Genomic DNA, 22,327 nt, shown 5'->3' with positions numbered 1-22,327 from the left:
GCAGAGGGGGCACGCCAGGGGGAAGGCCCGCCCCAGGGCCAGATAGGAAGGGGGGCCGGGGAACGAGAAGGAGACCGCCGGCGGGGTTCCCGGCGCCGCCGCCGGGCGGTCCGGGCGGGCCCGCTTGGCGGCGCCGTAGTCCAGCGGCCAGGGCCCGCCGCCCAGGCCGAGCCCTTCCAGTCGGCGGGCCAGATGGTCGAGCCGTTCCACGCTCCAGTACCACTCGCCCTGGTAGTGCAGGGTGCCGGTCAGGTAGTGGCCGTCCACCAGGAACTGGTCACGGCGGGCTTCCAGGGCCAGTTGGGCCTGATCCTCCGGCTGCTGACCGTGCTCGCCGGTGAGTTCCGCCAGCCGGGTTTGGTCGTCGGCCCAGAGCGCCTGGCCCAGGGCATGGGCCAGGCTCCAGAAGCGCGGGTCGCCTTCGTGTTTGAGCAGGCAGCGGGTGGCCGCCAGGGCCAGGGCCGGGTCCGGCGGGGTGGCCGGCTCGGGAAAGGTGAGGCCGTGCAGGCCGGCCAGGGCGGCGGCGTCCCGGGGAGCCAGGGCGCGCAGCATGTCCGGTTCCGGGTAGAGGTTGGCGTCCAGATAGAGCATCACCCGGGGCGTGATGCGCAGCCCGAAGTGCTCGCCGAAGGCCGGCAGCACCTGGGCCATCAGCAGGGAATAGGGGTCGTCGATGCGGAAGTAAAACACCGCTTCATGGGGCCGCCGCCGCAGCCGCCGGCGTGCTTCCAGCAGACGGCGGCGCCAGCGTTCCCGGCCCGGGCTGGTAAGCAGCCGGGCCAGGTAGGGCATCAGGCGGCGTTGCAGGCTCATCCCTGGCCCTCCGCGGTTACTGGCCGATCTGGCTGAGATCGCGCACCGCGCCGCGGTCGGCGCTGGTGGTCAGGGCCGCGTAGGCGCGCAGTGCCGTGGACACGTTGCGCTGGCGGATTTCCTTGGGCTTCCAGGCCAGCTTGCCGCGCTTCTCCATGCGCTCGCGGCGATCGGCCATTTCCTGGTCGCTCACCGCCAGCCGGATGGTGCGTTCCGGGATATCGATCTCGATGGTGTCGCCTTCCTCCACCAGACCGATGGCGCCGCCTTCCGCCGCTTCCGGGGAGGCGTGGCCGATGGACAGGCCGGAGGTGCCGCCGGAGAAACGGCCGTCGGTGAGCAGCGCGCACTGCTTGCCCAGGCCCTTGGATTTCAGGTAGCTGGTGGGGTAGAGCATTTCCTGCATGCCCGGGCCGCCTTTCGGGCCTTCGTAGCGGATCACCACCACGTCGCCGGCGACGATCTGGTCGCCGAGGATGGCGCGCACCGCCGAGTCCTGGGACTCGAACACCCGGGCGCGGCCGGTGAATTTGAGAATCGAGTCGTCCACGCCGGCGGTCTTCACGATGCAGCCGCGCTCGGCGATGTTGCCGTACAGCACCGCCAGGCCACCGTCCTTGCTGTAGGCGTGCTCATAGTCGCGGATGCAGCCTTCGGCGCGGTCCGTGTCCAGGCTGTCCCAGCGGGTGTCCTGGCTGAAGGCGGTCTGGGTGGGGATGCCCGCCGGGCCGGCGGTGAACATCTTTTTCACGCCCTCGTCGGCGGTGCGCATCACGTCGTAGTGTTCCAGGGCTTCCGCCACCGTGGCCGAGTGCACCATGGGGATGTCGTTGTGCAGCAGCCCGGCCCGGTCCAGCTCGCCGAGGATGCCCATCACGCCGCCGGCGCGGTGCACGTCTTCCATATGGTATTTCTGGGTGGCCGGCGCCACCTTGGACAGACAGGGCACCTTGCGGCTGAGCCGGTCGATATCGCTCATGGTGAAGGGCACTTCGCCTTCCTGGGCGGCGGCCAGCAGGTGCAGCACGGTGTTGGTGGAACCGCCCATGGCGATGTCCAGGCTCATGGCGTTCTCGAACGCCTTCACCGAGGCGATGTTGCGCGGCAGCACGTTCTCCATGTCCTGCTCGTAGTAGAGCCGGGCCAGATCGACGATGCGCCGGCCGGCTTCCAGGAACAGCTCGCGGCGGTCGGCGTGGGTGGCCAGCAGCGAGCCGTTGCCGGGCAGCGACAGGCCCAGGGCTTCGGTGAGGCAGTTCATGGAGTTGGCGGTGAACATGCCGGAGCAGGAACCGCAGGTGGGGCAGGCGGAGCGTTCCACCTCGGCCACGGTGGCGTCGTCCACCTTGTCGTCGGCGGCCATCACCATGGCGTCCACCAGGTCCAGCTTCTGTTCGCCCAGTTTGGTCTTGCCCGCTTCCATGGGCCCGCCGGACACGAAGATCACCGGGATGTTCAGGCGCATGGCGGCCATCAGCATGCCCGGGGTGATCTTGTCGCAGTTGGAGATGCACACCAGGGCGTCGGCGCAGTGGGCGTTGACCATGTACTCCACGGAGTCGGCGATGATGTCGCGGCTGGGCAGCGAATAGAGCATGCCGTCGTGGCCCATGGCGATGCCGTCGTCCACGGCGATGGTGTTGAACTCCTTGGCGATGCCGCCGGCCCGCTCCACTTCGCCGGCCACCAGCTGGCCCATGTCTTTCAGGTGCACATGGCCTGGCACGAACTGGGTGAAGGAGTTGGCGATGGCGATGATCGGCTTGCCGAAATCGTCGTCCTTCATGCCGGTGGCACGCCACAGGGCGCGGGCGCCGGCCATGTTGCGGCCATGGGTGGTGGTGCGGGAACGGTACTGGGGCATGGGATCCTCTGCTGCCGGGTGTTCAGGGCCGGATAGTGTAGCGCAGGCCGGCGTGGAAGGGGGAATGCGGCGTATCCGATGGCTTACGGGAAAAGACAGGGATTTCCTACAGACCGGTGCGGAGCCGCGCCTTAGGCTGAAGCATGGGTTTGGCGGAAGGAGCAGGAGCGTGTATATCCCGTTGACATATACATCCGAGGCGGCAACACTACGGGCGTCATCCTTGATGCCGGAGGTGCCCGCCATGGAAAAAACCACTGTGTTCAAAAGCAATCGTACCCAGGCGGTGCGTCTGCCCAAGGCGGTCGCCTTTCCCGATGATGTGCGTCAGGTGGACATTATCGCCGTGGGGCGCGCACGCATCATCGTGCCCGCCGGCGAGGCCTGGGACAGCTGGTTCGACGGCCCCGCCGTGAGCGCGGATTTCATGAGCGACCGGGAGCAGCCCGGCGAGCAGGAGCGCGAGGGGTTCTGATGCTGAAGTACATGCTGGATACCAATATCTGCATCTTCACCATCAAGAACCGGCCGGCGGCGGTGCGAGAGTCCTTTCGGGAGCGCCAGGGTTCCTTGTGCATCAGCAGCGTGACGCTGATGGAACTGATCTACGGCGCCGAGCGGTCCGCCCGGCGCCGGGACAATCTGGAGGTGGTGGAAGGCTTCGCCGCCCGCCTGGAGGTGTTGGACTACGGCACCGAGGCCGCCGCCCACACCGGAGACTTGCGCGCGGAGCTGGCCCGGGCGGGCACGCCCATCGGGCCCTTGGACCAGATGATCGCCGGCCACGCCCGCAGCCGCTCGCTGGTGCTGGTGACCCACAATACCCGCGAGTTCGACCGGGTGCCGGGGCTGCGCATCGAGGACTGGGCCTAGGTTACAGGCTCTTCACGAACACCTTGGAGTTACGCTGCCAGTTATACAGCGCCTGGCGCTGGGCCGGCAGCGCTTCCACGCCGGCGGGCTCGAAGCCCTGCTCGCGGAACCAGTGGGCGGTGCGGGTGGTAAGCACGAACAGTTTTTGCAGGCCCTGCTCGCGGGCGCGCCGTTCCAGGTAGCGCAGCAGTTGCAGGCCCCGTTCGCTGTTGCGGTAGTGCGGGTGCACCGCCACGCAGGCCAGTTCGCCGATGCGGTCGTCGGGAAACGGGTAGAGCGCGGCGCAGCCGATCACCATGCCGTCCCGCTCGATCAAGGCGAAGCGGTGGATTTCGTTTTCCAGCAGTTCCCGGGAGCGGCGCACCAGGGTGCCGTCCTCTTCCAGGGGGGCGAGCAGTTCCAGGATACCGCCCACGTCGTCGATGCGGGCGCCCCGCAGGGTTTCGTAGCTTTCCCGGGTGACCATGGTGCCGCAGCCGTCGCGGGTGAACAGTTCGCGCACCAGGGCGCCGTCCTGGCTGGTGTCCAGCAGGTGGGCCCGGGCCACGCCGTTGCTGGCGGCATGGCAGGCGGCGGTGAGCTGGCGGTCCACCGGGTCGGTGCTGAACTTTTCCTGGATCAGCAGACGGCCCGCTTCCTGGGGCGTCAGCTCGCGTAGCAGGCGGCCCTCGTCGTCGTCCACGCGCAGGCCATCGCCGAGCACGATCAGCTTGTCGGCGCCCAGCGCGATGGCGGCGCTGGAGGCCACCTCTTCCGCGTTCAGATTGAACAGCTCGCCGGTGGGCGAGGCGCCCAGGGGCGACAGCAGCACCACGTTGCCGCTGTCCACCTGGCGGCGGATCGCCTCCACCTGAAGGCGGCGCACCTCGCCGGTGTGCTGGTAGTCGAACCCGTTGCGCACGCCCACCGGCTTGGCGATCACGAAGTTGCCGCTGATCAGCTGGATGGTGGCGTTGTACATGGGCGAGTTGGCCAGGCCCATGGAAAACAGCCCTTCCAGTTTCAGGCGCAGGGCGCCCACGGCGGCGGTCACTTCCTCCAGGGCGGCGGCGTCGGTGATGCGGGTGTGGTTCTCGAACCGGCTTTCCAGACCGGCGGCCTCCACCCGGCGGCTGATCTGCGGCCGTGCCCCATGCACCAGCACCAGCCGCACGCCCAGGGCGTTGAGCATGGCCAGATCATGAATCAGCGCCGGCAGACGCGGGGTGTCCAGCACCTCGCCGCTGATCATCACCACGAAGGTGCGACCGCGATGGGCGTTGATATAAGGCGAAGAATTGCGGAACCAGGCGACCTGGTCGTCGGTATCGGACACGGGGCTCTCGGGGCTGGAAGTCATCGGGGAAGTATAGCCACCGAGGGGGCGCGGCAGCCACCGTAGGAACGGCTTCAGCCGCGAATTTCCCGGCGCCGGGGGCATCGCGGCTGAAGCCGTTCCTACGGTGATCCGAGGGCGGCTTGGGGGATCAGGCGCCGAACAGCCCCTTGAAGAAGTAGAAGAACAGAATCGAAAGCAGCGCGCCGGCGGGCAGGGTCACCACCCAGGAGGTGAAGATGGTGCCGATCACGCGCAGGTTGAGCGAGCCGATGCCCCGGGCCATGCCCACGCCGAGCACCGCGCCCACCAGGGTGTGGGTGGTGGAAATCGGCAGGCCGGTGCCGGAGGCCAGTACCACGGTGGTGGCGGCGCCCAGTTCGGCGGCGAAGCCCCGGCTGGGGGTCAGGGCGGTGATCTTGGTGCCCACGGTGGCCATCACCCGGGCGCCGAGCAGGGCCAGGCCGAACACGATGCCCATGGCGCCCACCAGCAGAATCCAGCTGGGCATGGCGGCTTCCGCGCCGATCACGCCTTTGTTGACGATCACGCTGTTGATGGCGGCCAGGGGGCCCACCGCGTTGGCCACGTCGTTGGAGCCGTGGGCGAACGCCATGGCGCAGGCGGTGAAGATCATCAGTACCGCGAAGATGCGCTCCACGGAGCTGAAGCGGAAGTCCTTGTCGGCTTCCGGGTCCGGCTGGATGCGCGACAGGATGGCGCCGCCGATCAGTGCCACCAGCAGGCCGCCGATCAACGCCCAGGCCAGGCTGGCGGCGAAGCTCACGTCCAGACCGATGTGCTTGAGGCCCTTCACCAGGGTCACGGCGGTGAGCACATAGCCCACCAGGAACATGTAGAAGGGCACCACCCGTTTGGCGCTCTGGAACGGGTCGTCCTGGTTGAGCACCAGCTTCTGCACGCTCTTGATCAGAAAGAAGGAAATAAAACCGGCCAGCAATGGCGAGGTGATCCAGCTGGCGACGATGGAGCCGACCTGATCCCAGTGCACCGCGTCCACGCCCACGCCCACGGCGGCGAAGCCGACGATGGCGCCGACGATGGAGTGGGTGGTGGACACCGGCCAGCCGGCCCAGGATGCCACCACCAGCCAGATGCCGGCGGCCAGCAGGGCGGCCATCATGCCGTAGATCAGGTAGTGGGGCGCTTCGCTGAACACCCCGGCGTCGACGATGCCCTTGCGCACCGTGGCGGTGACCTCGCCGCCGGCCAGGTAGGCGCCGGCGAATTCAAAGATGATGGCGATCAGTACCGCCTGTTTGACGGTGAGCGCGCCGGCGCCCACCGAGGTGCCCATGGCGTTGGCCACGTCGTTGGCACCCACGCCCCAGGCCATCAGAAAACCGAACGCGCCGGCGATAAGCAGCATCAGCATGCTGTGTTCTAGCATCCACTCCATTGAGAAACCCCTGGTCTGAGTGGCTATTAACGTGGACGGGCCCTAACGGGCCAGAAGCAGCTGCAAGCGGCCGCCCACCTTCTGGGCGCGGTCGGCCAGGTCGCCGATCCAGTCGATAATCTTGTACAGGAAAATCACGTCCACCGGCGGCAGCTCGCTTTCCAGCTTGAACAGATGGGCGCGGATCACGATCTGCTGCTCGTCGTTGGCCCGCTCCAGGCGGTCCAGTTCCTCGATCAGGTCTTCCACCAGGCGGATCTCGCGGCCACTGAAGCCGGTTTCCACCAGCTCATCCAGCTCGTTGATCGCCTTCTGGGCCTGGGCGGAGGTGTCGATGGCGCCTTGCAGGTAGTCGCCCATGGCGCCGGCCAACGCCGGGGGGATGGTCATCTGCCGGCCCAGCATCAGCCCGGCGATGTCCTTGGCCTTGTTGGCCACCTTATCCTGCACGCTGACCAGCTCCAGCAGATCGGAGCGGGGCACCGGCAGAAACAGGCTTTTCGGCAGTTTGAGGCGGAATTCCTTCTTCATGCCGTCGGCCCGGTTTTCCAGGTCGGCGATGCGCTGACGGGCGGCCTTGGCCTGTTCCCAGTTGCCGCTGCTGACGGCGGCGAAGAAGTCGCCCAGGCCCACCGCGCATTCGTGCACCGTGTCGTAGTGCTGCTGCAGGGGTTTGATGGGGGAGTGGCCAAACAGGCCGGCGATCGAGCTTCCGAAGGACATGGGGGGCACCCTGTAACGGAAAGGTCATAATTTGGGGCGCGAGTATAGAGGGGATGCCGCGACCCGTCCACGGCGCCTGGCCGCCACCGCGGCCGGCACCGGTTCAGGTTCCGCGCATTCGGGGATGGCGGCAAGCCCCGGCGCGGACTACAGTGGCCGGAAACCTAGATCGAGGGGGAATGCCGTGGCCGTCTCCACCGTGCCCGGGCACCGCCAGGGCCAGGAAGTGGACGTTCGCTGGGTGATGCGTGAACTGCTTGAGGAGCAGCGCGTCAGCCGTGAGGACTTCAATGTCATTTCCACCACCCCGCGGGAGAACAAGGAACTCAACTGGCACCCGCTGGAAGTGGTGGCCAAGTACCAGCTGGTGGACCAGAGCCACGGCCAGCGGGTGCTGGACGTGGAGTTCCTGTCCGGCTGGCTGGCGGAAAAGGGCGGCCTGCCGCTGTATCACATCGACCCGCTCAAGGTGGACGTGGACGCGGTCACCCGGGTGATGAGCTACGCCTTCGCCGAACGGCACGGCCTGGTGGCGCTGGAAAGCCGCCGGGACCGGGTGGTGGTGGCCTGCGTACAGCCGTTCCTGCTGGACTGGCGCGAGCATCTGCGCCAGGTGCTCGGCGAGCGCGAGCTGGAAACCGTGTTCGCCAACCCGGAACAGCTGCGCCGCTACCGCATCGAGTTCTACAACCTGAGCCGCTCCATCGCCGGCGCCGCCCGGGCCGGCGGCCAGGAACTGTCCGGCATCACCAACTTCGAGCAACTGCTGGAGGTGGGCAAGGGTCACCACGACGCGGACGACCAGCACATCGTCAATATCGTCGACTGGATTCTGCAGTACGCCTTCTCCCAGCGGGCCAGCGATATTCACCTGGAGCCGCGCCGGGAGCAGGGCCGGATGCGCTTCCGCATCGACGGCGTGCTCCACGATGTCTACGAACTGCCGGCGGCGATCATGGCGGCGGTGACCAGCCGCTTGAAGATTCTCTCGCGCCTCAATGTGGCGGAGAAGCGCAAACCCCAGGACGGCCGGCTCAAGACCAAGTCCCCGGACGGCGACGAGGTGGAATTGCGTATCTCCACCCTGCCCACCGCCTTCGGCGAAAAGATGGTGATGCGTATCTTCGACCCGGACGTGCTGGTGCGCAGCTTCGCCCAGCTCGGTTTCAGCCGCGAGGACCACGACCACTGGCGGGCGATGACCGCCCACACCCACGGCATCGTGTTCGTCACCGGCCCCACCGGCTCCGGCAAGACCACCACCCTGTATTCCACCCTCAAGCAACTGGCCACCAGCGAGGTCAACGTCTGCACCATCGAGGACCCCATCGAGATGGTGGAGCCCAGCTTCAATCAGATGCAGGTGCAGGCCAACATCGAGGTGGACTTCGCCCATGGCGTGAAAGCGATGCTGCGCCAGGACCCGGACATCATCATGATCGGCGAGATCCGCGACCTGGCCACCGCCGACATGGCGATCCAGGCGGCGCTCACCGGCCACCTGGTGCTCTCCACCCTGCACACCAACGACGCGCCCTCGTCGATCACCCGGCTGGTGGACCTGGGCGTGCCGCCCTATCTGCTCTCCGCCACCGTGATCGGCGTCATGGCCCAGCGCCTGGTGCGTACCCTGTGCCCCCACTGCAAGGCGGAAACCGCCCCGGACCCGGACGCCTGGAAGGAGCTGGTGCGGCCCTTCAAGATGGCCATGCCGGACACCGTTTGCCAGCCGGTGGGCTGCCTGGAATGCCGGGGCACCGGCTACCTGGGCCGCATGGGCGTGTACGAGACCATGCCGTTCAACGGCGCCCTGAAAGGGCAGGTGGGGCGCGGCGGCGATCTGGAGGCGCTCACCCGCCAGGCGGTCAAGCAGGGCATGAAACCGCTGCGCATCAGCGGGGCCCGCAAGGTGGCCCAGGGCCTCACCACCATCGAGGAGGTGATGCGCGTGACCCCGTCCCAGGATGTGTTGTTGTGACGGCCGGTGGGCGGTGCTGTATCGGGTTTATCTTCCCATTGCCCTCCCCCCTAAAGGCCGTGGACAATAGCCGCCCATGACAGAACCCGACTATTCGAGCCTGCCCGACGAACTCTCCGTGCTGGTGACCCGGCATTGGCAACGGTTCCAGGAAGTGGGCCACACGCTTCCCGACACGCTGCTCAGCGACCTGCCCCGGGTATGGGCCGGCTCCGACTATGTGGCGGAGCAGTTCATCCGCGACCCGCGCCTGGGCGAATGGCTGGCCGCCAGCCCGCTGCGCCGGCGCCTGGACGGCGGCGACCTGGCCGAACAGGTCCGCGAGGCGGTGATGGCCTGCCAGGACGAAGACGCCCTCAAGGCGGCCCTGCGCCGTCTGCGGCACCGCCATATGGTGCGGCTGATCTGGCGTGACCTGACCGGGCTGGCCGACTACCACGCCACCGTGGCCGACCTGTCGCTGCTGGCGGACACCCTGATCAGCACCGCCCTGGAGCGCCTTTACCAGTGGGCCTGCGAACGCGGCGGCGTGCCCCGGGACGAGGACGGCGAGCCGGTGAAGCTGGTGGTGCTGGCGATGGGCAAGCTGGGGGCCCGGGAGCTGAACCTGTCCTCGGACATCGACCTGATCTTCGCCTACGAGCACGAAGGCGAGATCGCCGGCGAACGGCGCTCCCTGTCCCACCATCAGTTCTTCCTGCGGCTGGGCCAGCAGCTGATCAAGGCGCTGGACCAGAACACCGCCGACGGCTTTGTGTTCCGGGTGGACATGCGCCTGCGCCCCTGGGGCAAAAGCGGTGCCCTGGCCATCGGCTTCGACGCCATGGAGCACTACTACGAAAACCAGGGCCGCGAATGGGAGCGCTACGCGCTGATCAAGATGCGCCCGGTGGCCGGTGACCTGCAGGCCGGCGCCCGCCTGATCGAGCGCCTCAACCCGTTCGTCTACCGGCGCTATATCGACTATGGCGCGTTCGAGTCCCTGCGCGAGATGAAGGGCCTGATCGAGCGCGAGGTGAACCGCAAGGGCATGCAGGCGGATGTGAAACTGGGCGCCGGCGGCATCCGTGAAGTGGAGTTCATCGTCCAGGCCTTCCAGTTGATTCGCGGTGGCCAGTTGCCGGCCCTGCGCGAGCCCAATCTGATCAAGATGCTGCCCCGGCTGACCGACGAGGGCATGCTGCCCGAGGACGTGGTGCAGGAACTGCGCGAAGCCTATGTGTTCCTGCGCGACGTGGAGCACCGTCTGCAGGCGGTGGCCGACCGCCAGACCCAGCGGCTGCCGGACGACGAGCTGGGCTGGCAGCGTCTCACCTTCGCCATGAACTTCTCCGCCCGGGCGCCGTTCGAGCGGGCCCTGCGCCGCCACCGGGAACAGGTGCGCTACCACTTCAGCCAGGTGATCGCCGATCCCCAGGAAGAGGCCCAGGTCTCCGAGGGCGACCAGGAGCTGCTGGACCTGTGGCTTGGCCAGCTGGAACGGGACGACGCCATCGCCCGCCTGCAAGGGGTGGGCGTGCAGGAGCCGGAAGAGGTGCTGGCGGCCCTGGAAGGGCTGCGCGAATCCCGCGCGGTGATGAACATGCAGCGCATCGGCCGGGAGCGCCTGGACCGGCTGATGCCGCTGCTGCTGGAAGCGCTGGGCTACCAGGGCCACGGCCGGGTCACCGCCGAGCGGCTGGTGGCCTTCGTGGAAGCGGTGGTGCGCCGCAGCGCCTACATCGCCCTGCTGGTGGAAAACCCGGGCGCCCTGACCCAGCTGGTCAAGCTGTCCGGCGCCAGCCCCTGGATCGCCGAGCGGCTGGCCCGGCACCCGGTGCTGCTCGACGAACTGCTGGACGTGAGCACCCTGTATTCGCCGCCGGGCCGGGACGAGCTGGACGACGAACTGCGCCAGCAGCTGCTGCGGGTGGCCGAGGACGACCTGGAACAGCAAATGGAGGTGCTGCGTAACTTCAAGCAGGCCCACCTGCTGCGGGTGGCCGCCTCCGAGGTCACCGAGGTGTTACCGCTGATGAAGGTCAGCGACTACCTGACCTGGCTGGCCGAGGCGATTCTCAAGCAGGTGGTGATGCTGGCCTGGGAGCCGCTGGTGGAGCGCCACGGCCGGCCGGAACGCACCGACGGCCAGCCCTGCAATCCGGATTTCGTGGTGGTGGGCTACGGCAAACTGGGCGGCATCGAACTGGGCCACAACTCCGACCTGGACCTGGTGTTCCTGCACGACGCCGCCTCCGGAGGCAACACCGACGGCGACCGGCCGGTGTCCAACGAGCAGTTCTACGCCCGCCTGGGCCAGCGCATCGTGCACATTCTCTCCACCCGCACCATGAGCGGTCAGCTCTACGAGGTGGACACCCGGCTGCGCCCCAGTGGCAGCGCCGGCCTGCTGGTTTCCTCCATGGACGCGTTCCGCAAGTACCAGCTCAACGACGCCTGGACCTGGGAACACCAGGCCCTGGTGCGCGCCCGGGTGGTGGCCGGCTGCAGCCGCGCCCGGGAGCGTTTCGAGGGCATTCGCCATGATGTGCTTTGCCGCTCCCGGGATCAGGACGCCCTGCGCCGGGACGTGCTGGCCATGCGCGAAAAGATGGTCGATCACCTGGCCGCCCGCCAGACCGGCCGTTTTCACCTCAAGCAGGACCCGGGAGGTATCGTCGATATCGAATTTATGGTGCAATATGGCGTACTTAGATGGGCCTCCTCCCACGGTGAACTGACCCGTTTCACCGACAATGTGCGGCTTCTTGAAACCCTCGCCGCTCTGGAATTGATGCCGGCCCAGGATGCCGGCCTGCTGCGGGAAGCCTACCTGGCCTACCGGTCCGCGGCTCATCGCGCTTCACTGCGCAAGGAAAAATCCATCGTCGACGACACGGAATTCCGCGATCTGCGCGAAGGCGTGCGAGCGATCTGGGACCAATGGTTCGCGGACGCCTGACGACGGCACGACGACGTTTGGCCGAGGCCGCGGGGCCGGGGCCACTTTTGATTTAGGAGACGAAGCGCCATGTCCATGGCTGATAGAGACGGTGTTATCTGGTTGGACGGTGAGCTGATCCCCTGGCGCGATGCCAAGGTGCATGTGCTCACCCATACGCTGCATTACGGCATGGGCGTGTTCGAGGGCGTGCGTGCCTATGAAACCGGGAGCGGCCCGGCCATCTTCCGTCTCAAGGAACACACCGACCGGCTGTTCAACAGCGCCAAGATCCTGTCCATGAAGGTGCCCTTCGACAAGGACCAGATCAACGAGGCGCACACCACCATGATCCGCGAGAACAAGCTGCCCCATGCTTACCTGCGGCCGCTGGTGTTCTACGGCAGCGAAGCCATGGGCCTGCGCGCCAACGGGCTCACCGTGCACGTGGCGGTGGCGGCCTGGGAATGGCCGTCCTACATGTCGCCGGAAGCGCTGGAACTGGGCATCAAGGTGCGCACCTCCAGCTACACCCGTCACCACGTCAACATCACCATGTGCAAGGCCAAGTCCACCGGCAGCTACATGAACTCCATGCTGGCGCTCAACGAGGCCCTGTCCGGCGGTGCCGACGAGGCCCTGCTGCTTGACAACGAAGGCTACGTGGCGGAAGGCTCCGGCGAGAACGTGTTCCTGATCCGTGACGGCGTGCTGTACACCCCGGAACTGACCTCCTGCCTGGATGGCATCACCCGCAAGACGATCTTCCAGCTGGCCGAGGAACGGGGCTACAAGGTGCGCGAGAAGCGCCTCACCCGCGATGAGTTCTACATCGCCGACGAAGCCTTCTTCACCGGCACCGCCGCCGAGGTCACGCCGATCCGGGAACTGGACGGCCGCATCATCGGCGAAGGCAAGCGCGGTCCCATCACCGAGGAACTGCAGTCGGTCTATTTCGATCTGGTGCGCGGCAAGTCCGAAGAGCACCGGGAATGGCTGACCTATCCGTAATCGGCTGACGGACCCGAGGCAGTGACGGACCCGGCGCGCCCGCGCATCCTGGTCGTCGGCCCGTCCTGGGTCGGCGATATGGTGATGGCGCAGACGCTGTTCGCCGATCTCCAGGCGCGGGCTGCCTGTGACATCGATGTGCTGGCACCGGCCTGGTGCCGGCCGTTGCTGTCGCGCATGCCGGAAGTGCGCCAGCCCCTGGACCTGCCGTTCGGCCATGGCGAACTGAAGCTGCGCCAGCGGCGCGCCGAAGGGCGCGCCCTGCGCGGCCGCTACGACCACGCCTATGTGTTGCCCAACTCCCTGAAATCCGCGTTGCTGCCGTTCTGGGCCGGCGTGCCCCGGCGTACCGGCTGGCGCGGTGAGATGCGATACGGGCTGCTCAACGACGTGCGCCGGCTGGACAAGGAGCGCTACCCGCTGATGGTGCAGCGCTTCGTGGCGCTGGCCCGCCCGGCGGACGCGCCGGTGCCGACCCTGGATGAAATCCGCCCGCCCCATCTGGAGGTGGACCCGGCGTCGGTGGCCGCCGCCCGCCAACAGCACGATCTGGCGGCGGACCGGCCGGTGCTGGGGCTGTGCCCCGGCGCCGAGTTCGGCCCCTCCAAGCGCTGGCCGGAACACCACTACACGGCGGTGGCCGCCGACTGGATCGAACAGGGCGGCCGGGTCTGGCTGTTCGGTTCCGCCAAGGACCGGCCGGTGGCGGACGCCATCGTCGCCGGCCTGCCGGCGGCCGCTCAGGATCAGGTGCGGGTGCTGGCCGGCGCCACCAGCCTGGAGCAGGCGGTGGATCTGCTGTCCGCCACCGACGCGGTGGTCAGCAACGACTCCGGGCTGATGCACATCGCCGCCGCCCTGGGCCGGCCGCTGGTGGCGGTGTACGGCTCCACCTCGCCGGGCTTCACGCCGCCGCTGGGGGAGAGGGTGGCCATCGAGCGCCTGGGCCTGGAGTGCAGCCCCTGTTTTCAACGAGAATGTCCGCTCAAACATCATAACTGCATGCGCCTGCTCGAGCCGGCGCGGGTAATCGCCGCTCTGCGGGGGCTGAGCGTCAAAGGGAGCTGACCCATGGCAACGCGCTGTTTTCTCGCCAGTGACTGGCGTGTCGTTTTTCTGACTCTCGGCCTGGACGATCTGGATGCCTGGTGGAACCTGCCGGACGCGGAACGGGTGGACGAGCCGAACCTGCGCTATGGCGGCGAGATGAGCGTGTTCCGGGTGCGGCTGGCGGACGGCGAGGGGCGGCTGCACAGCCTCTATATCAAGCGTCAGCGGGATCAGTTGCGCCGTGGCCTGGCCCACCCGTTGCGCGGCGAGCCCACCCTGGTGAAGGAATTTCGCGCCCTGAACCGCTGCCTCAGACGGGGCATTCCGGTGGCGCGGCCGGTGTTCTTCGACAGCGTCACCGGCGCCGACGGGCACCGCTACACGGTGCTGGTGAGCCTGGGGCTGGACGGCTTTGAAAGCCTGGACCGGCTGGACCGCCTGTCGCTGTCGCCGGTGCAGCGCTGGCGGCTGGTGCAGGACGTGGCGGATGCCGTGCGTTATATGCACAACCAGGGCTTCGCCCACCGTAACCTCTACCCGAAGCACATCTTCGTTGCCTGGCGGCCCAGCCTGGGACGCTTTGATGTGAGCTTTATCGATATGGAAAAAGCCCGCCACCCGGCCGGCAATGCCCATCGCCTGCGTGACATGGAAAGTCTGTCGCGCCGCAGCAAGGGGGTGGGGCTGCACGACCGGCTGCGTTTTTTGCAGCGCTACCTGGGCGCTTCCCACCTGAGCGACCTGGACCGCAAGCTGCTCCGGCAACTGACGCCGAAACAGCGGCGATCGTAGACACGGCATGCATGTCCTTCTGATCAAGACCTCGTCCATGGGCGATGTCATTCACACCTTGCCCGCCCTCACCGACGCCGCCGCCGCCCTGCCGGGGCTGCGCGTGGACTGGGTGGTGGAGGCGCCGTTCGCCGATCTGGCCGGCCGGCATCCGGCGGTGGAGCGGGTGCTGCCCTGCAGGCTGCGGGAGTGGCGCCGCCATCCGTTGCGGGCCCGCCGCGGCGGTGAATGGGGCGCCTTCAAGGCGGCCCTGGGTGAGCGCCACTATGACGCCGTGATCGACGCCCAGGGACTGATCAAAAGCGCCTTTCTCACCCGCCTGGCGCGGGGTCCCAAATACGGGCTGGACCGGGCCTCGGCCCGGGAACGGCTGTCCGCCCTGGTGCTCGACCACCCGCTGGCGGTGCCCCGTGGCCAGCACGCCATCACCCGGGTGCGGCGGCTGTTCGCTGAAGCCCTGGGCTACGCGCCGCCGGACGACGAACCGGACTACGGCCTGATCCGCGAGCACGTTCCCCGGGGCCTGTCCGCCCCGGGCAGTGATCTGCTGTTCTGCCATGGCACCACCTGGCCCACCAAACATTACCCGGAACCTTACTGGCGGGACCTGGCGGAACGGGCCGACGCCGCCGGGCACCGGGTCTGGCTGCCCTGGGGCAATGACATGGAAAAAGCCCGCGCCGAGCGCCTGGCCCGGGATCTGGCTGGCGTGCAGGTGCTGCCCCGGCTGTCCCTGGCGGCGCTCACCGACAAGCTGTTGCACTGGGACGCCTTCGTGGCGGTGGACACCGGCCTGGCCCATCTGGCCGCCGCCGCCGGCCTGCCCGGCATCGCCCTGTATGGCCCCACCGACCCCCGGCTCACCGGGGTGCGCGGCCCGCTCGCCCGCAGTCTGGCGGCGGATTTCCCCTGCGCGCCCTGCATGCAGGAAAAATGCACCTACCGGGGCAGCCTGGGGCGGGGCGTGGAGCCGCCGTGCTTCAGCAGCCTCAAACCGCACCGGGTGTGGCAGAGTCTGATCGAGGTGGCGGGCCCATGAACCTGGCATTCCTGTTGTTCGAATACTTTCCCTATGGCGGCCTGCAGCGCGACATGCTGGCGATTGCCGAGGCGGCGGTGGCCCGGGGCCACCGGGTGACGGTGTTCACCCGCGCCTGGCACGGCGAGGCCCCGCAGGGGCCGGCGTTGGAAACGGTGCCGGTGGGCGGCGCCAGCAATCACGCCCGTGACGCCGCCTTCGCCGCCGCCATGGGCGAGCGGCTGGCCGGGTTCGACCGGGTGGTGGGTTTCAACAAGATGCCCGGGCTGGACTGGTACTACGCCGCCGACGGCTGCCTGGCCGAGCGCTACCGGGGCCTGAAACGCTGGCTGCCCCGCTACCGCAGCAAACTGGCCATGGAGGCGGCGGTGTTCGGCGCCGGCGCGGACACCGGCATTCTCTCCATCTCGCCGCGCCAGCGGGCCCTCTACCAGCGCCACTACGGCACCGCGGACGCCCGTTTCCTGGACCTGCCGCCGGGCATCCGTCGGGACCGGCTGCTGCCGGAGGATTTCCCGCTGCGCCGGGCGCGCCTGCGCACCGAACTGGGGGTGGCGGAAACCACGCCGATGCTGCTGTTCGTCGGCTCCGGGTTTCGCACCAAGGGCCTGGACCGGGCGATTCGCGCCCTGGCCGGGCTGGCCGACGACGTGCGCCTGTTCGTGGTCGGCGACGATGACGCCGGCCCCTATGAGCGGCTGGCGGGGCGTCTCGGCGTCAGCAGCCGGGTGCGTTTCATGGGCGGGCAGGACAATGTGCCCGAATGGCTGTGGGCGGCGGACCTGCTGCTGCACCCGGCCTACGCGGAAAATACCGGCACGGTGCTGCTGGAAGCCGCCATCGCCGGGCTGCCGGTGCTGACCACCTCGGCCTGCGGATACGCTGGCTATGTGCGCGACGCGGAGATGGGCGCGGTGCTCGACGATCCGTCGCCGGAGGCGCTCACCGCCGCCGCCTCGGAACTGCTGACCCGGCCCCGGGCACTGTGGCGCGAGCGCGGCCGGACGTTCGCCGACAGCGCCGATATCTACAGCCTGGTGGAGCATGCGGTGGATGCCATCGAGGCCGCGCCCGCCGGGGAAGCCCCCCACCAGGAGGCACCATGACGCTCTACATGCGCGAGGATCTGGCCGAGGCCTGGCAGGGCCTGGACCCCCTGGAACAGGCCGCCCGCCAGGATGGCGACGTGTTCCGCGCCCGTGAGGGGCGCCGCACCCTGCGCTTCGTGGCCGGCGGCCACCACTACTTCCTCAAGTACCACGGCGGCGTGGGCTGGAAGGAAATCATCAAGAACCTTACCCAGGGCAAATTGCCGGTGCTCGGCGCCCTCTCGGAAGTGCGCGCCATCCGTGCCGTGCAGGCCGCCGGCATCGATACCCTGACCATCGCCGGCTATGGCGAGAGGGGCATCAATCCGGCCCGCCGCCGCTCGTTCCTGGTCACCGACGAGCTGATGCACACCGTCAGCCTGGAAGAGTTGGGTGAGCACTGGCGGCTGCACCCCGGGCCGGCGCCGTTCAAATGGGCGATGATCCGCCGGGTGGGCGAGATCGCCAGGGCCATGCACGACGCCGGCGTCAACCACCGGGATTTCTACCTGGGCCACTTCCTGATCGCGCGCACCGCGGTGGAGCGACACGACGCCTCGGCGCCCCTGCATCTGATCGACCTGCACCGCTCCCAGGTGCGCGCCCGGGTGCCACGGCGCTGGCGCACCAAGGACATTGGCGGCCTGTACTTCTCCACCGCCCGGCTGGACCTGACCCACCGGGATCTGCTGCGCTTCGTGCGCGCCTACACCAATATGCCGCTGCGCGAGGCGCTGGCCGACAAGGCGCGGCTGCTGGATGCCGCCCGCCGCGAGGCGGAGGGCATCTACCGCCGTTACTTCGAAACCGAGCCGGCCTTCCCGCTGCGCTTCAGCGAACATCCAGGCAAGGACATATGAGCGACCGTCCGGGCTTCTCCATCGTTATTCCCGCCTACAACTACGCCCATGTTATCGAGCGGGCCCTGGTGTCCGCGCTGCGGCAGGACTATGCCCCGTTCGAGGTGGTGGTGATCAACGACGGCTCCACCGATGACACCGAGGCGGTGCTGGCGGCGCTGGCGGAGCGGCGGCCGGAGCCGTTCCGGGTGGTGCACCAGGACAATGCCGGGCTGGCGGCGGTACGCAACCGGGGCCTGCGCGAAGCCCGCCACGACTGGCTGCTGTTTCTCGACGCCGACGACGAACTCTGCCCCGGCGCCCTGGCGCGGCTGGCGGAGACCATCCAGGCCCAGCCCCGGGCGCGGCTGATTATTGGCGGCCACGAAGCGGACAACGGCGCCCGCCGTGACCGCATCGCTCCGGCGCCGGTCAGCGACGACCCCCGGCAAAACTTCCGCGCCTATCTGGACAAGACGCTGACCATCTCCAACGGCGCCTGCGCCATGCACCGGGAGCTGTTCAGCGACACCGCCTACGACCCGGCCCTGCGCCACACCGAGGACCTGCCGGTGTTCGCCCACGCCTTGGCCCGTTACCCGGCGGCGATCAGCGCGGCGCCGGTGGCGGTGATCCACAAGCACCCGGACAGCATGCGCCACGATCTGGACGCCGCCCTGGCGGTGGGTATGGACCTGGAAGCGCTGATCTTCGACAACAACGGCCTGCCGGACTGGGCCCAGGCGGAGCGGCGGCGTTACCGGGCCCGGCGTGCCATCTCCCTGCTCAAGCTGGCCGACCGTCACGGGCGGCCGGATCTGGTGCGGCGGTTTTTCCGCATCGCGCTGCGGGCGGACTGGCGCCAGGCATTGCACCCCCGTTACCTGCGCCGCTATGTTGCCAGCCTGATGCCGGGCAAACGGGGTGGGGCTTGAGCACCGATATCGCGCAGGACTATGACGACTGGCGGGAGCTGGCCGGCCGCGACTGGAGCCGGGCGGGCCTGTTCACCGTGCTGGTGGACGGTGAGCCGTTACGCGCCGAGGCGATTCTGCGCCACCTGCCCGGCCGCCGGCTGGCGGTACGCGCCCACTGGCGCGGCGACACCGTGTTCGCCAAGCTGTTCTTCGCCGGCCACCAGGAAGAAGCCCGCCGGGAGGTGGCGCGTCACCGGGAGCTGATCGACGCCGGTCTGGCGGTGCCCGCCCTGCGCCACGAGAGTCAGGACGCCCACGGTGCCATTCTGATCACCGACTGGGTGGCCGGCCAGTCCGGCCAGGCGGCGCTGCGCGGTGAGCGGGGGCTGGCCCTGGGCGAGGACCTGCTGGATAGCCTGTTCAGTCTCTACCACGCCAATCTGCGCCAGCTCGACCTGCACCTGGACAACTTCCTGTTCGACGGCGAACGTTTCCTGGTGATCGATGCCGGTGAAATGGCGCCGCTGCCCGGCGGCCTGCGCCACGAACCGGCGATCCTCGATAACCTGGCGCTGTTCTGCGCCCAGACTCCCCTGGACCTGCGCGATGCGCTGATGGACAAGGTGGCCGAGCGGCTGCGGCGGGAAGGCCTGCGCGACGCCGGGCTTCCCGCCATGGTGCGCCGGCGCAGCAACCGCCGCCTGCGCAGCGCCATGAAAAAGTGGCGCCGGGAGTCCTCCGCCATCGGCGTCTGGGCGGAGCACGGCGAACAATGGCTGTACCGGCGGGCGCTGCCCACCGACCAGCGGGAGACCCTGGCCGCCGCCCTGCGCCACCCGGAATCCCTGCCGCTGATCAAGCAGGGCAGCCGGGTCAGCGTGTACGGCGACGACCTTTGGGTGATCAAGCACTACCGGGAAGGCGGCGCCAAGGCGCGGCTGCGGGCGCGCTGGTTCCGCACCCGGGCGGATATTTCCTGGGTAATGGGCTGGACCTGGGCGCTACTGGGCGTGCCCACGCCCCGGCCGGTGATGCTGCGGCGCCGGCCGGACGGCGGCGCGGTGATCGCCTTTCCCCGGGTGCCAGGCACCTCGCTGAGCGTGCTGATGGAAACCGACCGGGAACGGGCCCGGCGGGTGGCGCCGGTGGTGGAGCGCTGGCTGGCCCGGCTCGGCGACACCGGCTTCTGGCACGGTGACGCCAAGGCGCAGAACATTCTGGTGGACGACCAGGACCAGCCGGTCTTTATCGACCTGGACGGCGCCGGCTTCAGCGCCCTGCCGGCGCGCCGCCGCCAGCGGGCGGCCCGCGACCTGGCCCGCTTTGAGCGCAATTGGAGCCAGTTCCGCGCGCCGGAGTGATCAGGACGGCAGCGGCCGGCCCTCCATCAGCGCCAGGAAGCGGGCGTGGTAGCGCTCGATGCTGAAGTCCTGCTCGAACACCTGGTGCTGGGCATCGCGCACCGCGTCCAGCTCGCTCTGGTCGGTGCTGCCCAGCCAGGCCAGCTTGTCGCGCAGGGCCGGCACATCTTCCTTGGGAAACAGCCAGGACGGGTCGCGCAGAATCTCCGGAACGCCCCCCACCGGGGTGCCGAACACCGGCACCCCGGCGGCGATGGATTCCAGCATGGCGATGGGCAGGCCCTCGCGCAGGGACGGCATGATCAAGGCGTCGAAGGCGGACACGTAGCGATAGGCGTTGCGCCGGCCGCCGGCGAAGATCAACCGTTCCGACAGGCCCGCCTCGGCGGCGGCCCGGCGCAGCGGTTCCAGGGTCTCGCCATCGCCAATCACCACCACATAGGGCGGGTCGCTCATCTCCTTCATGGCGTCGATGAAGAAGTGGTGACCCTTCACCGGCCGCGCGCGGCCCACCGTACCGATCACCCGGTGGGCGTCCGCCGGCACGCCCAGATCCTCCCGTGCCGCCTGGCGGGGCATCAGGTGATCGCGCACGATGCGTTCGTCCACCGAGTTGGGAATGGCCACGGTGCGGTCCGCCGGGAAACCCCGTGCCAGCATGTCGTCGCGCACCGCCTCCGAACAACCCACGAAGGTCCAGTCGCGCATCAGCCAGCGGGCGAACCACAGCCGCCTTGGCTTCTTGAACTCCGACATATTGTGGATCACCGCGATCTTGCGGGTGCGCGGCAGGAACAGGGCCGCCCAGGCGGCGAACACGGCGGGCTTGATGCGGTGGGTAACGATCACGTCCGGCCGGTCGGCGCGCAGCGCGCGCAACACTTTCAGCACCGCCCCGGGGCGGATGCGCTTGATGTCCGACTTGCTCAGATCGAAGGTGCGGGTTTCGCAGCCCAGCCGCTGGCGCAGATCACCGTCGTCGCCATGCAGAATATAGAAGCTGGGGGCGTGGTCCCGGGCCGCGCGCAGCACCTCCTCGAACAGATCCACGCCTTCCACGTTGGTGTTGCGGTACTTGCAGATTTGAACCACTTTCATCGCGGGACTCCGGCGGGGTCGCTGTTCAATTGATGCACCACGGCCACCAGCAGGGCCATGGGAATCCAGACGCTGGGCCAGTTGTACAGGAACGGCGTATAGGGGTGAATGCCATCGAACAGCACCGCGGAAAAGCCGGTGGCCATGGCGGCCAGCAACAGCACCGTGCGGTGCCGGTAATGGGCCATGGCGCGCAGCGCCGCCGGCAACCACAGCAAGGTCCACAGCAGCAGCCCGGTGAAGCCGAGGAAGTACAGCAACGACAGGTAGTAGTTGTGCGGGTGGTCGTGCACCACCGGCTTGCCCTCGGCGTTGGTGATGTGCAGGTCAACGCTGCGGTTGGCCATGCCGTGGCCGAACACCGGCGCTTCCTTGATGGTTTCCCAACTGGCCGCCCACAGCGCCGGCCGCTCGCTGGCGCCGCGCTCGGTGATGATCTCCGGGTCCACCGCCACGATGGTCCCCAGCACCAGGGCCAGCACCGCCAGCGGTATCAGCAGGCGGCGGGTGCCGGTGAGGATTGGCAGCGCCACACAGCCCACCGCCAGCGCCACCAGGGTGGAGCGGCGCTGGTTGGCGGCCAGATACACCAGCAGGGTGATCGAGGTGAGCCAGGGCAGTACCCGCACCCAGCGGGCCGGCGGCAGCTGGCGGGAGGCGAAGAAGGCGAAGAACGGCAGGGTGATGCAGTACATGCTGGCGTACAGCTGATTGGTGTCGAGGATCAACCAGGGCGCGATCTCGAACCGCTCGAAGACGCCGTACAGCTGGTTATCGAAGGGCCGGCCGACGATAAAGTAATAGGCATAAAAATCCACCGCCGCCGCCAGCGCGGCGCCGGCGGTGCCGATCAGCATGGCCCGCCAGAACGCCCGGGGATAGCGGCGCACGAACAGTTCAAAGGCGCTGAACAGGGTGAACAGCTCGAGCAGCGCCCGCACGAAGCGGCTGGGATTGGGGGCCGGCGAATAGAACGTGGACAGGGTGGCGTAGAGCAGAAAGATCCACAGCAACGGCCAGCGGGTCACCAGTTCCAGCGGGCGGTGGCGGGCGGCCACCAGCACCACGATCAACGCCGGCAGGAAGAACACCGCGTCCAGGGCGTTCATCAGGCTGGTGCGCGAAGGAAACACCAGCAGCCCGGAGAACATCACGACCATGGACAGTCCGAGCCAGGCGGTGATCAGGCACTCGCGCGGCGCGGTGGACGGGGTGGGGCTGTTCAT

19 protein-coding genes are annotated in these 22,327 nt (G+C 68.3%); 12 read left to right on the top strand and 7 right to left on the bottom strand.

The genetic code is table 11. The features are described 5' to 3' along the window. Both FGS76_RS13595 and ilvD read right to left on the bottom strand, forming a co-directional pair. On the bottom strand, nucleotides 1-813 hold an 813-nt coding region (locus FGS76_RS13595; protein WP_476726666.1), incomplete at its 3' end, for a thioredoxin domain-containing protein. 16 nt (nucleotides 814-829) lie between these two features. Next, nucleotides 830-2,677: a dihydroxy-acid dehydratase gene (gene ilvD / locus FGS76_RS13590; RefSeq protein ID WP_138773206.1), complete on the bottom strand. Its 1,848-nt coding sequence runs from the start codon at nucleotides 2,675-2,677 to the stop codon at nucleotides 830-832. 244 nt (nucleotides 2,678-2,921) lie between these two features. Between ilvD and vapB the strand changes: the two genes are divergently transcribed. Together vapB and vapC are read left to right on the top strand one after the other, a co-directional pair. Then, the gene (gene vapB / locus FGS76_RS13585; RefSeq protein WP_138773205.1) at nucleotides 2,922-3,152 is read left to right on the top strand and encodes a type II toxin-antitoxin system VapB family antitoxin; all 231 of its coding nucleotides are present in this window, start codon (nucleotides 2,922-2,924) and stop codon (nucleotides 3,150-3,152) included. Continuing rightward, nucleotides 3,152-3,550 (top strand): type II toxin-antitoxin system tRNA(fMet)-specific endonuclease VapC, encoded by a 399-nt coding sequence (gene vapC / locus FGS76_RS13580; protein ID WP_138773204.1) that lies wholly within the window; start codon nucleotides 3,152-3,154, stop codon nucleotides 3,548-3,550. The genes vapB and vapC overlap by 1 nt, the downstream gene beginning before the upstream one ends. 1 nt (nucleotide 3,551) lies before the next feature. Here the strand turns inward: vapC and argA are convergent, their stop codons facing one another. From argA to FGS76_RS13565, 3 genes are all read right to left on the bottom strand, one after another. Beyond that, nucleotides 3,552-4,889 carry an amino-acid N-acetyltransferase gene (gene argA / locus FGS76_RS13575; RefSeq protein ID WP_138773203.1) on the bottom strand — a complete coding sequence of 446 codons (1,338 nt, stop codon included), beginning with the start codon at nucleotides 4,887-4,889 and terminating at the stop codon, nucleotides 3,552-3,554. 127 nt (nucleotides 4,890-5,016) lie between these two features. Next, nucleotides 5,017-6,285, bottom strand: a complete 1,269-nt coding sequence (locus FGS76_RS13570; RefSeq protein ID WP_138773202.1) for an inorganic phosphate transporter — start codon at nucleotides 6,283-6,285, stop codon at nucleotides 5,017-5,019. A 42-nt stretch (nucleotides 6,286-6,327) separates the two neighbouring features. Beyond that, complete coding sequence (locus tag FGS76_RS13565) at nucleotides 6,328-7,008, bottom strand: TIGR00153 family protein (protein ID WP_138773201.1); 681 nt, start codon at nucleotides 7,006-7,008, stop codon at nucleotides 6,328-6,330. A 184-nt stretch (nucleotides 7,009-7,192) separates the two neighbouring features. On the opposite strand from FGS76_RS13565, the gene tfpB reads away from it, so the two are divergent. The 10 genes from tfpB (at nucleotide 7,193) to FGS76_RS13515 (ending at nucleotide 20,003) form a co-directional block, all read left to right on the top strand. Further along, nucleotides 7,193-8,986, top strand: coding sequence for a type IV pilus assembly ATPase TfpB (tfpB, locus tag FGS76_RS13560; protein ID WP_476726665.1), 1,794 nt, complete (start codon nucleotides 7,193-7,195; stop codon nucleotides 8,984-8,986). A gap of 76 nt (nucleotides 8,987-9,062) precedes the next feature. Then, nucleotides 9,063-11,927: a bifunctional [glutamate--ammonia ligase]-adenylyl-L-tyrosine phosphorylase/[glutamate--ammonia-ligase] adenylyltransferase gene (glnE, locus tag FGS76_RS13555; RefSeq protein WP_138773199.1), complete on the top strand. Its 2,865-nt coding sequence runs from the start codon at nucleotides 9,063-9,065 to the stop codon at nucleotides 11,925-11,927. Between the two features lie 69 nt (nucleotides 11,928-11,996). Continuing rightward, the gene (locus FGS76_RS13550; RefSeq protein WP_138773198.1) at nucleotides 11,997-12,917 is read left to right on the top strand and encodes a branched-chain amino acid transaminase; all 921 of its coding nucleotides are present in this window, start codon (nucleotides 11,997-11,999) and stop codon (nucleotides 12,915-12,917) included. 21 nt (nucleotides 12,918-12,938) lie between these two features. Further along, nucleotides 12,939-13,985 carry a lipopolysaccharide heptosyltransferase II gene (gene waaF / locus FGS76_RS13545; protein ID WP_205717265.1) on the top strand — a complete coding sequence of 349 codons (1,047 nt, stop codon included), beginning with the start codon at nucleotides 12,939-12,941 and terminating at the stop codon, nucleotides 13,983-13,985. Nucleotides 13,986-13,988: 3 nt separating this feature from the next. Beyond that, a complete protein-coding gene (locus FGS76_RS13540) occupies nucleotides 13,989-14,759 on the top strand; it encodes a lipopolysaccharide kinase InaA family protein (protein WP_138773197.1) in 771 nt (256 codons plus the stop codon). A gap of 7 nt (nucleotides 14,760-14,766) precedes the next feature. Beyond that, a complete protein-coding gene (waaC, locus tag FGS76_RS13535) occupies nucleotides 14,767-15,798 on the top strand; it encodes a lipopolysaccharide heptosyltransferase I (protein WP_138773196.1) in 1,032 nt (343 codons plus the stop codon). Then, nucleotides 15,795-16,904, top strand: coding sequence for a glycosyltransferase family 4 protein (locus FGS76_RS13530; protein ID WP_138773195.1), 1,110 nt, complete (start codon nucleotides 15,795-15,797; stop codon nucleotides 16,902-16,904). Before waaC ends, FGS76_RS13530 begins: the two co-directional genes overlap by 4 nt. Beyond that, nucleotides 16,901-17,746: a lipopolysaccharide core heptose(I) kinase RfaP gene (gene rfaP / locus FGS76_RS13525; protein ID WP_138773194.1), complete on the top strand. Its 846-nt coding sequence runs from the start codon at nucleotides 16,901-16,903 to the stop codon at nucleotides 17,744-17,746. Before FGS76_RS13530 ends, rfaP begins: the two co-directional genes overlap by 4 nt. Continuing rightward, entirely contained in the window at nucleotides 17,743-18,660 is a 918-nt protein-coding gene (locus tag FGS76_RS13520) for a glycosyltransferase family 2 protein (protein ID WP_138773193.1), read from the top strand. Before rfaP ends, FGS76_RS13520 begins: the two co-directional genes overlap by 4 nt. Next, a complete protein-coding gene (locus tag FGS76_RS13515; protein ID WP_138773192.1) occupies nucleotides 18,657-20,003 on the top strand; it encodes a phosphotransferase in 1,347 nt (448 codons plus the stop codon). Before FGS76_RS13520 ends, FGS76_RS13515 begins: the two co-directional genes overlap by 4 nt. On the opposite strand, the gene FGS76_RS13510 is transcribed toward FGS76_RS13515, so the two are convergent. Continuing rightward, entirely contained in the window at nucleotides 20,004-21,101 is a 1,098-nt protein-coding gene (locus FGS76_RS13510; protein WP_138773191.1) for a glycosyltransferase, read from the bottom strand. After that, nucleotides 21,098-22,327 carry an O-antigen ligase family protein gene (locus FGS76_RS13505; protein WP_138773190.1) on the bottom strand — a complete coding sequence of 410 codons (1,230 nt, stop codon included), beginning with the start codon at nucleotides 22,325-22,327 and terminating at the stop codon, nucleotides 21,098-21,100. The genes FGS76_RS13510 and FGS76_RS13505 overlap by 4 nt, the downstream gene beginning before the upstream one ends.

Source organism: Alloalcanivorax gelatiniphagus (assembly GCF_005938655.1).
GTDB classification, from domain to species: domain Bacteria; phylum Pseudomonadota; class Gammaproteobacteria; order Pseudomonadales; family Alcanivoracaceae; genus Alloalcanivorax; species Alloalcanivorax gelatiniphagus.
Note: the sequence above shows the minus strand (reverse complement) of the source record. Positions and strands in the feature narration are given on the sequence as shown.